The sequence below is a fragment of the Streptomyces otsuchiensis genome (assembly GCF_004305975.1).
Lineage (GTDB): Bacteria > Actinomycetota > Actinomycetes > Streptomycetales > Streptomycetaceae > Streptomyces > Streptomyces otsuchiensis.
Window position 1 is genome coordinate 1 of the sequence record NZ_BHZI01000154.1, and the last position, 14,581, is coordinate 14,581.

The following is a 14,581-nucleotide window of genomic DNA, read 5'->3' on the forward strand; positions in this document are numbered from 1 at the left end:
CCCACCCCCACACCCACACCCACACTGCCGGACCAGCCACGCAGGTCGGACGCGACCCGCGCCGCCATCCTGACCGCCGCCCGCGAGCGGTTCGCCAGCGACGGCTACGAACGGGCGACGATCCGCGCCATCGCCCGCGACGCCGCCATCGACCCCTCGATGGTCATGCGCTACTACGGCAACAAGGCGGGGCTCTTCGCCGCCGCCTCCGAGATCGACCTCCGCCTCCCCGACCTCACCCGCGTCCCCCGTGACGAGCTGGGCGCCACCCTGGTCCGGCACTTCGTCACCCTGTGGGAGGGGAACGAGTCGCTGGCGGCCGTACTGCGCGTGGGCGCCACCAACACCGCCGGCGCCGAGCGGATGCAGGGCGTCTTCCGCGACCAGCTCGGCCCCGCGCTCCGTGCGGTCTGCCCGGACCCCGCGGAGGTACCGACCCGCGGCGCGCTCGTGATGTCGCAGGTACTCGGCATGGCGCTCGCCCGCTACGTCCTGCGCATCCCGCCCGCCGTCTCCCTCACCGAGGACGAGATCGTGGCCTGGATCGGCCCGGCCGTGCAGCGCTACCTCACCGGACCGGCGCCCGGCCCGGAGCAGGCCGGCACACCCCCGGCCTGATCAACGGCTCCACCTGCTCAAGAGGCCCGCCTGATCAAGAGGCGCGCCTGATCGAGGGTCGGACGACCGGGACCACGGGCGACACCCTCCCGCCCCACCCCGCACGCATGACCCCGAGCCGCAGGAACACACCCGCACCGCACCGAAGCCCGCGAGCACGACCCCTGCCGCGCGGGCACGCCAGCCGCGTGACCACCGCGGCCGTCCGCCCGCCCACGCCGCCGCCGTTCCCCGGCGGCGGCGGACCATTCCGGCGCGACACCCGAACGCCGCAGCGCGACACCGGCACCGCGCGACACCCGAACACCCCGCGCGACACCCGCGCGCGAGACCCCGCAGAGGCCCGACGGCCGCCGGTTCAGTCGCGGCCCAGCCGGAGCGCCGCCTCCGTCGCCCAGTAGGTCAGCACCAGGTCCGCTCCCGCCCGCTTGAAGCAGAGCAGCGTCTCGTCGATGGCGCGCTCCCGGTCGATCCAGCCCTTCTCCGCCGCCGCCTCGACCATCGCGTACTCACCGGAGATCTGGTAGGCCGCGACCGGCACGGTGACCGCGTCGGCGACCCGCCGCAGGATGTCCAGGTAGGGCATGCCGGGCTTGACCATCACCATGTCGGCGCCCTCGGCCAGGTCCAGCTCCAGCTCGCGCAGCGCCTCCCGGCCGTTGGCGGCGTCCTGCTGGTAGCTCTTGCGGTCGCCGGTCAGCGAGGAGTTGACGGCCTCGCGGAACGGGCCGTAGAAGGCGGAGGCGTACTTCGCGGTGTAGGCCAGCATCGCCACCTCGGTGTGTCCGGCCGCGTCCAGCGCCCGCCGGACGTGACCGACCTGGCCGTCCATCATCCCGCTGGGGCCCAGGACATGGGCACCGGCCTCGGCCTGGACCAGCGCCATCTCCGCGTACCGCGCCAGGGTGGCGTCGTTGTCGACCCGGCCCCGGTCGTCCAGCACCCCGCAGTGGCCGTGGTCGGTGAACTCGTCCAGACAGAGGTCGGCCATCACCACCAGGTCGTCACCGGTCTCGGCGCGGACGTCGCGGATGGCGCGCTGGAGCACCCCGTCCGGGTCGGTGCCCGCCGAACCCACCGCGTCCTTGTGCTCGGGAACGCCGAACAGCATGATGCCGCGCACGCCCGCCGCGACCGCCTCGGCGGCGGCCCGGCGCAGCGAGTCCGGGGTGTGCTGGACGACGCCGGGCATGGAGGAGACGGGTACCGGCTCGCTGATGCCCTCCCGGGCGAAGACGGGGAGCACCAGATCGGCCGGGCGCACCCGGTGCTCGGCCACCAGCTCGCGCATGGCCGCCGTCGTCCGCAGTCGCCGGGGCCGCACCCGGGGGAAACCGGCGTCGTCGCCGCTCACATCGAGACCTTTCCACGTGTCGGGGGGGGAATGCCGTCCGGGCGCCGGCCCCCGTGAGGGAACCGGCGCCCGGACATCCGTTCTACCGGCCGCACGGGGCCGAGCCGGTGCGGCCCGGGCCGCGCGCTCAGACCGCGCGCGGCGCGGACCGTACGCGCCTCAGACCGTACGCGCCTCAGACCGTACGCGGCCGCCGCCGCTGCGGGCGCTTCTCGCTGGGCCGCTTGAGCACCTCGCCCGCTTCCAGCGCCGTCGCCCGGCGGTCCGCGCCGAACTCGGCGAGCGCCTCGGCCAGCCGCAGCACCGAGGGCTCCGGCGCCATGACGTCCACGCGCAGCCCGTGTTCCTTGGCCGTCTTGGCCGTCGCCGGGCCGATACAGGCGATGATCGTGACGTTGTGCGGCTTGCCCGCGATCCCGACCAGGTTCCGCACCGTGGAGGAGGAGGTGAAGAGCACCGCGTCGAACCCGCCGCCCTTGATCGCCTCCCGTGTCGGAGCGGGCGGCGGCGAGGCGCGCACCGTCCGGTAGGCGGTGACGTCGTCCACCTCCCAGCCCATCTCGACCAGTCCGGCCACCAGCGTCTCGGTGGCGATGTCGGCACGCGGCAGGAACACCCGGTCGATCGGGTCGAAGACCGGGTCGTAGGGCGGCCAGTCCTCCAGCAGTCCGGCCGCGGACTGCTCGCCGCTGGGCAGCAGGTCGGGACGGACACCGAAGTCGATCAGCGCGCGGGCGGTCTGTTCCCCGACCGCTGCCACCTTGATCCCGGCGAACGCCCGGGCGTCGAGCCCGTACTCCTCGAACTTCTCCCGGACCGCCTTCACGGCGTTGACCGAGGTGAAGGCCACCCACTCGTACCGCCCGGTGACCAGGCCCTTGACCGCCCGGTCCATCTGCTGCGGAGTGCGCGGGGGCTCCACCGCGATCGTCGGCACCTCGCTGGGAACCGCGCCGTAGGAGCGCAGCTGCTCGGAGAGCGAGGCCGCCTGCTCCTTGGTGCGCGGCACCAGGACCCGCCAGCCGAAGAGCGGCTTGGACTCGAACCAGGAGAGCTGGTCGCGGTGGGCGGGCGCGCTGCGTTCGCCGACAACGGCTATCACCGTGCGGCCGCCGTCGGCCGAGGGCAGAACCTTCGCGGACTTCAGGGTCCGCTCGATGGTGCCCAGCGTCGCCGACCAGGTGCGCTGCTGGGTGGTGGTGCCGCCGATGGTGACCGACAGCGGGGTGTCCGGCTTGCGGCCGGAGGCCACCAGCCGTCCGGCGTCCGCGCCCACCGACTGCAGGGTGGTGGAGACGACCAGGGTCGCGTCGCTGGCGCCGATCTCGGTCCAGCAGCGGCTGTCGGCGGTCCGCGCGTCGACGAACCGCACGTCGGCGCCCTCGGCGTCGCGCAGCGGGACACCGGCATAGGCGGCCACGCCGGTCGCCTCCGCGATGCCCGGTACCACCTCGAAGGTGATGCCCTCCGCGGCGCAGGCCAGCATCTCGCCGGTGGCGTCCGCGTCGAGCCCCGGGTCACCGGTGACCGCACGTACCACCCGCTTGCCGCCGCGGGCGGCCCGCATGACAAGATCTGCTCCATCGTCAGCCCGCTGCGGGCCGGACGCCGGCTCGTCGTCGACCGGCTGCAGGGGGGTGTCCGCTCCTGCCCTGATGTGCGCGCGCACCACCTCGAAGACCTGTGGGTCGGCGATCAGGACATCGGCCTGCGCCAGCGCTTCGACGGCGCGCAGCGTGAGCAGACCCGGATCTCCGGGTCCGGCACCGAGGAAGGTGACGTGCCCGTGGGAGGTCACGCCGGACGGCTGGGCACGCACGCGTGCGGTGGTGGGGCTCAAAGCGCTCGCTCCCCCATCAGACCGGCAGCACCCTTGGCGAGCATCTCCTCGGCGAGTTCCCGGCCCATGGTTGCTGCATGGGACAGGGCCTCCTCGACGGACGCGGCCACGGAACCGGTGGTGGACAGCTGCACCAGCGAGGTGCCGTCGGTTGTCCCGACGGCGCCGCGCAGGCGCATTACGGTGGCGTTCCGCCCTTCCTCCCTGAGGTCGGCGAGCGCGGCCACGGGCGCGCTGCAGCCGGCTTCCAGGGTGGAGAGCAGAGTTCGCTCAGCGGTCACGGCGATCCGCGTGTGCGGATCGTCGAGTCCGGCGAGCAGGGCGGTGAGGTCCGCGTCGGACGCGGCGCACTCGATCGCCAGGGCCCCCTGGCCGGGGGCCGGGAGGACGGCGTCCGAGGGCAGGGTCTCGGTGATCTCCGAGTCCCGGCCGATCCGTCGCAGTCCGGCGGTGGCGAGCACGACGGCGTCGAGCTCCCCGTCGCGGACGTACCCGATCCGGGTGTCGACATTCCCCCGGATGGGGACCGTTGTGATCTCGCAACCAAGTGCGCGCGCCCAGGCGTTCAGCTGGGCCATCCGGCGCGGTGCGCCGGTTCCGACGCGTACCCGGTCGCACACCGCGAGTTGCTCGAAGGTGAGTCCGTCACGGGCGACCAGCGCGTCACGCGGGTCCTCCCGTACCGGGACCGCCGCCAGCGCCAGCTCCGGCGGCTGGGCGGTGGGCAGATCCTTCAGCGAGTGCACGGCGAAGTCGATCTCGCCGGCCTGCAGCGCGTCGCGCAGCGCGGAGACGAAGACTCCGGTACCGCCGATCTGGGTGAGTTGCTCGCGCGAGACATCCCCGTACGTGGTGATCTCCACCAGCTCCACGGGACGGCCGGTGAGCGCCCGCACCTTCTCGGCCACGCCCCCGGACTGCGCCATGGCGAGTTTGCTGCGCCGGGTTCCAAGCCTGAGCGCCTTCATGACCGCTCCTGTTCCGGGTTGCTGACGGCGGCCACCGCCTGCGGATCGAGGTCGAACAGTTCCCGCAGGGCGGCGGCGTAGTCGGCGCCGCCGGGCTCCTGGGCCAGTTCCTTGACGCGCACGGTGGGCGCGTGCAGCAGTTTGTCCACCACGCGGCGGACGGTCCGGGTGATCTCGGCGCGCTGCCGTTCGTCGAGCCCGGGCAGCCGGCCGTCCAGCCGGTTCATCTCGGCGGCCACCACGTCCCGCGCCATGGTGCGCAGCGCGACCACGGTCGGGGTGATGTGTGCGGCGCGCTGGGCGGCGCCGAACGCCGCGACCTCGGCCGCGACGATGGTCCGTACCGCGTCCAGGTCGGCGGCGACGGGCCCGTCGGCTCCACCGTCCGGGCCGCCGGCGGCGTCGGCCAGCGACTCGATGTCGACCAGCCGGGCGCCGTGCACCCGGTGGACACCGGCGTCGATGTCACGCGGCATCGCCAGGTCGAGCAGGGCGATGGGCCGGACCTCCGGCCCTCCGCCGTCGGTGCGGCCGAGGCTCTGCCGTTCGCCGAGCGCCTTGGTGACCGCGCCGGCGGTCAGCACCAGGCCGGTGGCCCCGGTGCAGGAGACCACGATGTCGGCGAGGGCCAGTTCGGCGGCGACGGAGATCGCGTTGATGGGCACTGCGCGGGCGGCCAGCGTGCCGCCGGCCTCCGGGCCCCAGGCTTCGACCAGGTTGGCGGCCAGCCGCTCGGCCCGGTCCACGGTGCGGTTGACGATCACCAGTTCGGACGCACCGGCCCGCGCGAGCGTCGTCGCGGAGAGCGCGGACATGGAGCCGGCGCCGATGAGCAGCACCCGCTTGCCGGCCACCCACTCCTCGACCGGACGGTCACCGGCCAGCTGGGCGAGCCCGAAGGTGACCAGCGACTGCCCGGCCCGGTCGATCCCGGTCTCGCTGTGGGCGCGCTTGCCCACCCGCAGCGCCTGCTGGAACAGCTCGTTCAGCACCCGCCCGGCGGTCCGCCGCTCCTGGGCGACGGCCAGCGCGTTCTTCAGCTGTCCGAGGATCTGGCCCTCGCCGACCACCATCGAGTCCAGCCCGCAGGCGACGGAGAAGAGGTGGTGCACGGCGCGGTCGCCGTAGTGGACATACAGGTAGGGGGTGAGCTCGTCGACACCGACGCCGCTGTGGCGCGCCAGCGCGGCGGTCAGCTCGGAGACGCCCGCGTGGAACTTCTCCACGTCGGCGTACAGCTCGATGCGGTTGCAGGTGGAGACGACGGCGGACTCCAGCACCGGCTCGGCCAGCGGGCAGCAGCCCGCGCCGACCATCTCGGTCAGCAGCTCCGCACGGGCCGCGTTGTCGATCGCGGCCCGCTCCAGCACGCTGACCGGCGCGCTGCGGTGGCTCAGCCCCACGACGAGGACGGTCATGCCGGCATCACCGCCGACAGCCCGTCGGGGCCCTCGGAACCGTCGTCCGCGCGCCGCTTGGTGGCGGCGACCGGCGGGGCGACGGGGGTGACCAGTTCGGCGACATCGGACAGCTCCGACGCGGCGGCGGCCTCGCCGGCCTTGCGCTGCTCGTGGAAGGCGAGGATCTGGAGCTCGATGGAGAGGTCGACCTTGCGCACGTCCACGCCGTCGGGGACGGAGAGGACGGTCGGCGCGAAGTTCAGGATGGAGGTGACACCGGCGGCGACCAGCCGCTCGCAGACCTGCTGCGCGGCACCGGCCGGGGTGGCGATGACCCCGATCGAGACGCCGTTGTCGTCGATGATCTTCTCCAGCTCGTCGGCGTGCTGGACGGCGATCCCGGCGACCGGGCGGCCCGCCATCGCGGGGTCGGCGTCGATCAGCGCCGCGACCCGGAAGCCGCGGGAGGCGAAACCGCCGTAGTTGGCGAGGGCGGCGCCGAGGTTACCGATGCCGACGATGACCACGGGCCAGTCCTGGGTCAGGCCCAGCTCGCGGGAGATCTGGTAGACGAGGTACTCGACGTCGTAGCCGACGCCGCGGGTGCCGTAGCTGCCCAGATAGGAGAAGTCCTTGCGGAGCTTGGCGGAGTTGACCCCGGCCGCGGTGGCCAGTTCCTCGGAGGAGACAGTGGGTACCGAACGCTCCGACAGCGCCGTCAGTGCCCGCAGATAGAGCGGGAGACGCGCGACGGTCGCCTCGGGGATGCCTCGGCCGCGAGTCGCCGGTCGATGGGGTCGGCCAGTTGCCACGGTGCTCCTGCCGGTTGTGCGAAGCGAAGAGCGGCCGCAGCTGTCCCGGCCGCCCGGTGGCGCCCAGGCTATGCCTTTGTGAACGCGTGCACAAAGATGATGTCCGCTTTGTCCGCGCAAAGTGACCGGTGCCACATGCATGGATGAACGCACCGGATCACCCTCCTCACACATAGTCGGCACTCGCTCCACCACACACGGTGACCGGCCGGACCGCCCGCCGGAACAGCGGCCGGAAGCCGCCGTACCACCGACGAAACGGCCTCGAATGGTAAGCCAGAAACAGGACGAAGAGCACCTTCGCTGCACGGCCGGAACCGCTCCGGGGGCGCCCCGGAGCACCCCCGGGAGGGCGGTCCGGGCACCGTTTCCGACGCTGGCTCAGCCGGTCAGCGCGGCACGCAGCCGCTCCGGCTTCACCCGCCAGAAGTCGTGCTGCTCACCGTCGACCAGGACCACCGGGATCTGCTCCCAGTAGCGGCGGTGCAGCTCCTCGTCCACGGTGATGTCCCGTTCCTCCCAAGGAACTCCGAGCTCTTCGCAGACCTCGGCGACCACGCCGCGGGCGTCGTCGCAGAGGTGGCAGCCGGGCTTCCCGATGAGCGTGACCAGCCGGTCCGCGGGGTTCACGCGGGCGGCCGGGCGGCGAAAGAGCGGAGTCATTCCCCCATTGTGCTGGCGGCCCGGCACGCGTCGCGCCGTGCGGAGCCCGGGCCGACCGAGAGTGGCGGGAGTCACGGTCAAGGCGGCGCGGACGGACCCCTCCGGCGGGCGCCGTCGGACCACGGGGCGCGGGCCGGGTGTGCGGCCGGGCTCGTGGCCGGAACATGTTCGAACCGATCCGGAACGGCCCGATCGGACCTGTCAGCACCGCGGGGCCGGCGATGATCACCGCGCGCGAGGACCGGCCCGGTACTGGCTATCCTCGGTCTCATGCGCACCTGGCTCCGCCCCCGCACCCGCCTGATCCCGACCAAGCGCAGCGTGGCGGCGGGCGAGGCCGCGGCGGCGGCGGCCCTGGAGGCGGTGGAGGCCGAACAGGCCGGGACCGCCGACGACACCGGAAACGCCGGAACCGCCGGGGATGCCGCCGGGCAGGCGGCTGCCGGGGACGCGCCGTCGCCGGAGGAGCCGCCCTTCCCGATCCCCGGGGACACCCGTGCCGCGGCCTTCTTCGACCTCGACAACACGATCATGCGCGGCGCCGCGCTCTTCCACTTCGGGCGCGGCCTCTACAAGCGGCGGTTCTTCAGCCGCCAGGAGCTGATGCGGTTCGCCTGGCAGCAGGCGTACTTCCGGCTGGCCGGGAGCGAGCACAGCGGCCACATGCGGGAGGCACGGGACAGCGCGCTGTCGATCGTGCGCGGCCACCGGGTCTCGGAGCTGATGGGCATCGGCGAGGAGATCTACGACGAGTACCTCGCCGACCGGATGTGGCCGGGCACCCGCGCACTCGCCCAGGCGCACCTCGACGCCGGACAGCAGGTGTGGCTGGTGACGGCCGCCCCGGTCGAGACGGCGACGATCATCGCGCGGCGCCTGGGCTTCACCGGCGCCCTGGGCACGGTCGCGGAGTCGGTGGGCGGCGTCTACACGGGCCGGCTGGCCGGCGAGCCGCTGCACGGACCGGCCAAGGCGGTCGCGGTGGACGCGCTGGCCGCCGCCGAGGGACTGGACCTCGACCGCTGCGCGGCCTACAGCGACTCGGTGAACGACATCCCGATGCTGTCCCTGGTCGGTCATCCGTATGCGATCAACCCGGACAACGCGCTCCGGGCGCACGCCCGGGAGCGTGGCTGGCGACTGCGTGATTACCGGACGGGAAGAAAAGCCGTTCGGTTCGGCCTCCCGGCGGCAGCCGGCGCGGGGGCCCTGGCCGGGGGTACCGCTGCCGCCCTGGCCTTGTACCGCAAGCGTCGCTGAGGTTTCCGCCAGCGCCGCGCCGGCCCGGCGCACGCCCCTTCGCGCCCCCCTTCGTCGATCACACTCGATCACCCACCGATCTCACTCGGTCAGTGGTCGATCAGACGTGTCATGGCGTTCGCATGGCGTAACGGCTTCAACACGCAACACTTCAAACCGAATCGGCGATTTTCGCAACTAGGTGTAGCACGGAGTGTACGAAGCGTTATTCTCCTCTGACGCATCCGGCTCCACCGTCCCCAGCCAGGTGACGCGTGACGGGCCTCGTACTGAACGTGTTGGAAGCTCTGCCTCTGGGAGTCCCGTGTACCCACACGTCGGGGTTGACACCTCGGGCCTGGCTACGCCCCACATCGCGATCATCGACCGGCTACGCGCACTCGTCCCCAGCGCGCAACCGAGCCCCACCGTCGCCGCGGCAACCGCCGCGGGACCGGTGTTCGCCATGACCGAGGGCACCGCCGGAACCACACCGATCCGCAGACGGTCCCGCGTCGGCGCAACCGCCGCGCGGCGCCCCGTCGACAGCGACAGCCAGCGCATGATGGACCTGGTGGAACGGGCGCAGAGCGGCGAGGCCGAGGCCTTCGGCCAGCTCTACGACCAGTACGCGGACACCGTCTACCGCTTCATCTACTACCGCGTGAGCAGCCGGGCCACCGCCGAGGACCTCACCAGCGAGACCTTTCTGCGCGCGCTGCGCCGGATCGGGACCTTCACCTACCAGGGGCGCGACTTCGGCGCCTGGCTGGTGACCATCGCGCGCAACCTCGTCGCCGACCACTTCAAGTCCAGCCGCTACCGGCTGGAGGTCACCACCGGCGAGATGCTCGACCCGAACGAGATGGAGCGCAGCCCGGAGGACTCGGTACTGGAACACCTCTCCAACTCGGCGCTACTGGAAGCCGTCCGCCGGCTCAACCCCCAGCAGCGGGAATGTGTGACCCTGCGGTTCCTGCAGGGCATGTCGGTCGCGGAGACCGCCCGCGTCATGGACAAGAACGAGGGCGCCATCAAAACGTTGCAGTACCGGGCGGTCCGGACACTCGCCCGACTGCTACCCGATGACGCTCGGTAGTCGCCGGACTCCAGGCGATCACATCATCATCCGGCCGTAACCCGAGTGCCTGGCTGCTCGTTGTGGAGCTTGCAGGCTCTCTGCGGTTCGGAATCCCATCGCCATTTCACCCGTTCGGGCGAACATGAGCGCTGGGGGCAACCTTCGGTCCGCATTGGGGAGTCGACCATGCTGACGAGAGGAGGTGCCACCCCGTGCTGAGATCCGTACCGGCCAGCCGTCGGGCCAACGCCTTCGCCGAAGCCCTCGATGAGCCGCGACTCGGCGAGGCGTCGGCAGACCGTACGACCGAGAGGCCGGACGCCGCGACGGACGACGCTGCGCAGGCCGAACTACTTTCCGTGGTCGGAGAGTTGCGGTCCCTACCGCAACCGGAGCTGAGCGAGGACACCAAGACGGTGCACCGCGCCCAGCTCATCGCCGCCATGCAGAACGCCTACGGCGGAGCCGGCGGCGGGGAACGCGTGCCGGAGCAGCGCGGGACCAGGCGCAAGGGCGCCCACCGCGCGAGCGCGGCGGGCGCCTTCGCACGGCTGAGGCCGAAGTCCCGGCTGACGAAGGGGCTGGCGGCCGGTGGCCTCGGCCTCGGGGTCGCCGCCGGGGCCTTCGGCGGCGCCGCCGCGGCCAGCACCAACGCCCTGCCCGGGGACACCCTCTACGGCCTCAAGCGGGGCATGGAGGACCTCCGGCTCGACTTCGCCGGCAGTGACGCCGACCGCGGCGGTGTCCACCTGGACAAGGCGTCCACCCGGCTCGGCGAGGCGCGCCGGCTGATGGAGCGCCGCAAGTCCGGGGATCTGGACGAGGACCAGGTGTCGGAGGTGCGGCGGACGCTGTCCGCGATGCACGCGGACGTCGCCGAGGGGCACCGCCTCCTCAGCGCGGCCTACGCGAGCGACGGCTCCCTCGCCCCGCTGCAGACCCTGTCGAGCTTCAACGACCGCCACGGCGACACCTGGAGCGAGCTCCGCGCGCTGCTGCCCGTCCAGCTCACGGACATCGGGGACGAGGTCACCTCGGTCTTCGAAGCCATGGAGGACGACCTCCAGCCGCTCCAGGCGCTGCTCCCGGACCACAACGGCGGCGAGTCCGACGGCAGGCCGGGCGGCGGCTCACCGGCCGAGCAGCCCCCGGCCGGCGGCACGGGCGAGGCCGACCCTGAACCGTCGGCACCGCGCGAGAGCGCTCCGCCGACGACCGAGGACCAGCCCGAGCGCCCGGCACCGGCTCCCTCCGAGCAGCAGGAGTCCGAGCGCGAGGGCCTCCTGGGCGGGGGCGGCGGTCTCCTCGACCCGCCGGCACTCCCGGGGCTCGGCGGCGGAGGCGAATCGTCTCAGGAGTCCCCGGAATCGAACCCGGAGAGCCCCGAACCCGACGTCACGATTCCGCCGTTGATCGACGGGCTGCTGCCCGGACTGGGCCTGGACATAAGGAAGTCGGAGTAGCGGCCACGCGCGGCACCTCTCTCACATGCCGAAGGGGCGGCACCGGATCATGAATCCGGTGCCGCCCCTTCGGGCTGTTCCTGCCGGGCGGGACGCCGACTTCCCCGGGCGCGATCCGCGGGGTTCGGCGCCCGGGGATTCGGCGGGCAATACCCATCCCGCCCGCGCGGCCACGCGGCCGGCTGCCGCCGGCCGTCCCGCACACGCGAGAACCCTCCCGCCGCGTGTGCGGCAGGAGGGTTCTCAACGTTCTCAGCGGCGTCCGCTCACTTCTTGTTGCGGCGCTGAACGCGCGTGCGCTTCAGGAGCTTGCGGTGCTTCTTCTTAGCCATCCGCTTACGCCGCTTCTTGATAACAGAGCCCACGACAACCCTCGCTCACTTCGATTACTCGGTGCGGGGCGTCCGAGCCCACACGACCTACATCGGGCCAGACTACCCGGCATCGCGCCGAGGCGGTTAATCGAGGGTACGGAGCCGTTCGACCCCGAAGTGGGCACTGCCCGGATTACCGGCCCTCAGGCGCTTTCCACGCCGACGAACGATTCCCGGAGGTACTCGTGAACCGCCTGCTCGGGGACCCGGAAGGACCTTCCCACCCGGATCGCGGGGAGATGACCGGCGTGCACCAGCCGGTACACAGTCATCTTGGACACTCGCATCACCGCGGCGACCTCCGCCACGGTCAGGAACTTGGCCTCGCTCAGAAGTCTCTCACCAGCAGCCATGTCACACCTTGACCTTCTGCGCATAGCGGACACCGGCTTCCCCTCCGGTGAACTCCACTCGCATGCGCTCGCACACAGATTAGGGGCGGGTGTGGCAAGTGGGGAAGAGGTGCTGAACATGTCATTACCCGTTACAGATGAACCTTGTTGAGGACGTAACGTGTGAGCGGCAGGCAGGAGTCGGCATATACGCCGTCATCCATCGGAACGACGGAACCGACGCTTCCCTCCGCCTCCCCGACGAACGCGGCGGGCGCGTCGGCACCGGCGACACCGACCGCGGTGAACCCCGCCTGAGCTGCGGCGCAGAGCCAGCCACGATCCCCGACGACCAGCCCCGGCAGCACGCCCCCACCGTCCGCCAGCGCGCCCAGCGCCACCCGCGCGGGCAAGGCGGAATGCACGGTCTCACCCCAACTGTCCCCGTGCCGACCGGATTCCACAGGACGGGCGACAGCCACGCCGCGTACGTACATCAGCCGATGGGGGCGTAGACCGAATCTCGTCGTAATGTCGACAGATCGCCCCTCCCCCGGGGTGAGCACGGCGCAGCCGGCCGCCGAGAGCGCCTCGGCCAGATCGGCGTAGAAGGGCAGCAGCGCACGGGGGCGGCCGGTCCCCAGCAGCACGGGGGTACGGTCGCGGACCGCCCTCGCCAGGTGGGCGGCGAAGCGGTCGAGGGCCCGCAGCGTGCGGTCCGGGTCGATCGTGTCGGCCCCCTCGGCCGACCGCGGGTCGGCGGAGACGCCACAGCGCGCCGCCATCAGCTCCAGAACCCGTGGGAACGGCCAGTCGCCCTCGGGCTCGATGCCGGTCAGCGCCCGCGGCTCCCGGGCCGCGAACAACCGGTACCGCCGGAGGCTTCGTTCCCGCGACGTCCCGACCGGGCCGGCGAGTCGGGTGGCCAGCAGATGCGCCCTCAGGGCTCCAGCGCTCAACACGCCTCACATCGTGGCCGTTCACGCCCCCGGCCGGGTGCCTGACGCCACGCCGCCACCCACAGCACAGCCGTGCGGCGGCTCACCCGGGCCCGCCGCCGTGGACGGCGGGCTCCGATCGGGGCGACGCCTCGTCGGCTGCCTGCCCGTCAGGCCAGCAGGCCGTGCGAGGGGAACACGGCGCGGCGGGTCGCCATGATCGCCCGGTCCACGTCGTCCGCCGGGTCGTAACCGTCCTCCCAGTCGGGGAAGTCGGTGCGTCCGGCGTCGCCCATGAGCCGGGGCGCGTGCTGCCGGGTCAGCGCGTACACCTTGCGCCGCCACTCCTCCGGCACCGCTCGCCCGACCTCGATCGGCGCGTGCGCGGCGATCGCCACCAGATGCGTCCAGCTGCGCGGCACCACGTCCACGACCGCGTAACCGCCGCCGCCGAGAGCGAGCCAGCGGCCGTCGGCGTACTCGTGCGCCCACCGGTGGCAGGCCTCCATGGCGGCACGCTGCGCGTCCACGCTCAGCGCCAGATGCGCCAGGGGGTCCTCGGCATGGGTGTCGGCCCCGTGCTGGGTCACCAGCACCTGCGGCGAGAACGCCTCCAGCAGCTCGGGCACCACCGCGTGAAGCGCGCGCAACCAGCCGGCGTCGGCGGTACCGGGCGGCAGCGGGATGTTCACCGCGGCGCCCGGGGCCTCGGCGGACCCGCTCTCCTCCGCCCAGCCGGTGCCGGGGAAGAGCGCCCTCGGGTGCTCGTGCAGCGAGATGGTCAGCACCCGCGGATCGTCCCAGAAGGCCGCCTGCACCCCGTCGCCGTGATGCACGTCGACATCGACGTAGGCGACGCGTTCGGCTCCGCTCTCCAGCAGCCGCGCGATGGCCAGCGCCGCGTCGTTGTAGACGCAGAAGCCGGCGGCTGCACCCGGCATGGCGTGGTGCAGCCCGCCGGCGAAGTTCACCGCGTGCTGCGTCGCTCCGCTCCAGATCGCGTCGGCAGCCCCCACGGACTGACCGGCGATCAGCGCCGACGCCTCGTGCATCCCGGCGAACGCCGGGGTGTCGGTGGTGCCGATGCCGTACTCCTCGTCGGCACCGGCCGGATCGGCGGAGGCACGACGCACGGCGTCCACGTAGTCGGGCCGGTGGACCAGGCGGAGCGTGGACTCCCCGACGGCCTGCACCGAGTGGACGTCGACCTCGCGGTCGAGACCGAACGCCTCCACCAGACGCATCGTCAGCGCCAGCCGGATCGGGTCCATGGGGTGGGTCGGCCCGAAGTCGTATCCGGTGACCGCCTCGTCCCACATCAGCCAGGTTCTGCCGCTCGTCATGCGGCCACGGTATACGAGGCCGGTCGGAGCCCGGCGGAGTGGCGTCCCCGCCATGGCGTGGACGCTGGATCAAAAACCATCCGGAAACGCAGAAAGGGCCCTACCGACATAAGCCGGTAAGGCCCTCTCCAACAAGTAGTTCGGCGGCGACCTACT

Annotated in this window: 14 protein-coding genes; 4 read left to right on the plus strand and 10 right to left on the minus strand. The window is 72.4% G+C overall.

Annotated features, from left to right (window positions below; translation table 11 throughout):
* Positions 1-24: 24 nt before the first annotated feature.
* A complete protein-coding gene (locus tag E0D90_RS15885; RefSeq protein ID WP_130798917.1) occupies positions 25-618 on the plus strand; it encodes a TetR/AcrR family transcriptional regulator in 594 nt (197 codons plus the stop codon).
* A 358-nt stretch (positions 619-976) separates the two neighbouring features.
* Here the strand turns inward: E0D90_RS15885 and hemB are convergent, their stop codons facing one another.
* From hemB to E0D90_RS15915, 6 genes are all read right to left on the minus strand, one after another.
* On the minus strand, positions 977-1,972 hold the full coding sequence (gene hemB / locus E0D90_RS15890) for a porphobilinogen synthase (RefSeq protein ID WP_227870254.1): 996 nt from the start codon (positions 1,970-1,972) through the stop codon (positions 977-979).
* Between the two features lie 175 nt (positions 1,973-2,147).
* Positions 2,148-3,812 carry a bifunctional uroporphyrinogen-III C-methyltransferase/uroporphyrinogen-III synthase gene (locus E0D90_RS15895; RefSeq protein WP_103501894.1) on the minus strand — a complete coding sequence of 555 codons (1,665 nt, stop codon included), beginning with the start codon at positions 3,810-3,812 and terminating at the stop codon, positions 2,148-2,150.
* Entirely contained in the window at positions 3,809-4,780 is a 972-nt protein-coding gene (hemC, locus tag E0D90_RS15900; protein ID WP_103501895.1) for a hydroxymethylbilane synthase, read from the minus strand. Before hemC ends, E0D90_RS15895 begins: the two co-directional genes overlap by 4 nt.
* Positions 4,777-6,198: a glutamyl-tRNA reductase gene (locus E0D90_RS15905; protein ID WP_130798909.1), complete on the minus strand. Its 1,422-nt coding sequence runs from the start codon at positions 6,196-6,198 to the stop codon at positions 4,777-4,779. The genes hemC and E0D90_RS15905 overlap by 4 nt, the downstream gene beginning before the upstream one ends.
* Positions 6,195-6,992, minus strand: a complete 798-nt coding sequence (locus E0D90_RS15910; RefSeq protein ID WP_130798911.1) for a redox-sensing transcriptional repressor Rex — start codon at positions 6,990-6,992, stop codon at positions 6,195-6,197. The genes E0D90_RS15905 and E0D90_RS15910 overlap by 4 nt, the downstream gene beginning before the upstream one ends.
* A gap of 381 nt (positions 6,993-7,373) precedes the next feature.
* Complete coding sequence (locus E0D90_RS15915; protein WP_103501904.1) at positions 7,374-7,655, minus strand: glutaredoxin family protein; 282 nt, start codon at positions 7,653-7,655, stop codon at positions 7,374-7,376.
* Between the two features lie 252 nt (positions 7,656-7,907).
* Between E0D90_RS15915 and E0D90_RS15920 the strand changes: the two genes are divergently transcribed.
* From E0D90_RS15920 to E0D90_RS15930, 3 genes are all read left to right on the plus strand, one after another.
* Positions 7,908-8,915 (plus strand): HAD family hydrolase, encoded by a 1,008-nt coding sequence (locus tag E0D90_RS15920; protein ID WP_374935833.1) that lies wholly within the window; start codon positions 7,908-7,910, stop codon positions 8,913-8,915.
* A 304-nt stretch (positions 8,916-9,219) separates the two neighbouring features.
* The gene (locus E0D90_RS15925) at positions 9,220-9,993 is read left to right on the plus strand and encodes an ECF subfamily RNA polymerase sigma factor, BldN family (protein ID WP_103501899.1); all 774 of its coding nucleotides are present in this window, start codon (positions 9,220-9,222) and stop codon (positions 9,991-9,993) included.
* Between the two features lie 194 nt (positions 9,994-10,187).
* Positions 10,188-11,438, plus strand: a complete 1,251-nt coding sequence (locus E0D90_RS15930) for a DUF5667 domain-containing protein (protein WP_130798913.1) — start codon at positions 10,188-10,190, stop codon at positions 11,436-11,438.
* Positions 11,439-11,704: 266 nt separating this feature from the next.
* Here E0D90_RS15930 and E0D90_RS15935 read toward each other — a convergent pair whose 3' ends face one another.
* The 4 genes from E0D90_RS15935 to E0D90_RS15950 form a co-directional block, all read right to left on the minus strand.
* Positions 11,705-11,803 carry a 30S ribosomal protein bS22 gene (locus E0D90_RS15935; protein ID WP_003948845.1) on the minus strand — a complete coding sequence of 33 codons (99 nt, stop codon included), beginning with the start codon at positions 11,801-11,803 and terminating at the stop codon, positions 11,705-11,707.
* Positions 11,804-11,955: 152 nt separating this feature from the next.
* Entirely contained in the window at positions 11,956-12,165 is a 210-nt protein-coding gene (locus E0D90_RS15940; RefSeq protein WP_019431885.1) for a helix-turn-helix domain-containing protein, read from the minus strand.
* 131 nt (positions 12,166-12,296) lie between these two features.
* Positions 12,297-13,106, minus strand: a complete 810-nt coding sequence (locus E0D90_RS15945; RefSeq protein WP_130798915.1) for a phosphatase — start codon at positions 13,104-13,106, stop codon at positions 12,297-12,299.
* A gap of 146 nt (positions 13,107-13,252) precedes the next feature.
* Complete coding sequence (locus E0D90_RS15950; protein WP_227870255.1) at positions 13,253-14,425, minus strand: acetoin utilization protein AcuC; 1,173 nt, start codon at positions 14,423-14,425, stop codon at positions 13,253-13,255.
* Positions 14,426-14,581 lie beyond the last annotated feature (156 nt).

Bases quoted from the DNA above. Each gene is read 5' to 3' on its own strand.
- hemC (WP_103501895.1), bottom strand. From the start codon at position 4,780: ATGAAGGCGCTCAGGCTTGGAACCCGGCGCAGCAAACTCGCCATGGCG.
- E0D90_RS15905 (WP_130798909.1), bottom strand. From the start codon at position 6,198: ATGACCGTCCTCGTCGTGGGGCTGAGCCACCGCAGCGCGCCGGTCAGC.
- E0D90_RS15915 (WP_103501904.1), bottom strand. From the start codon at position 7,655: ATGACTCCGCTCTTTCGCCGCCCGGCCGCCCGCGTGAACCCCGCGGAC.
- E0D90_RS15940 (WP_019431885.1), bottom strand. From the start codon at position 12,165: ATGGCTGCTGGTGAGAGACTTCTGAGCGAGGCCAAGTTCCTGACCGTG.
- E0D90_RS15950 (WP_227870255.1), bottom strand. From the start codon at position 14,425: ATGACGAGCGGCAGAACCTGGCTGATGTGGGACGAGGCGGTCACCGGA.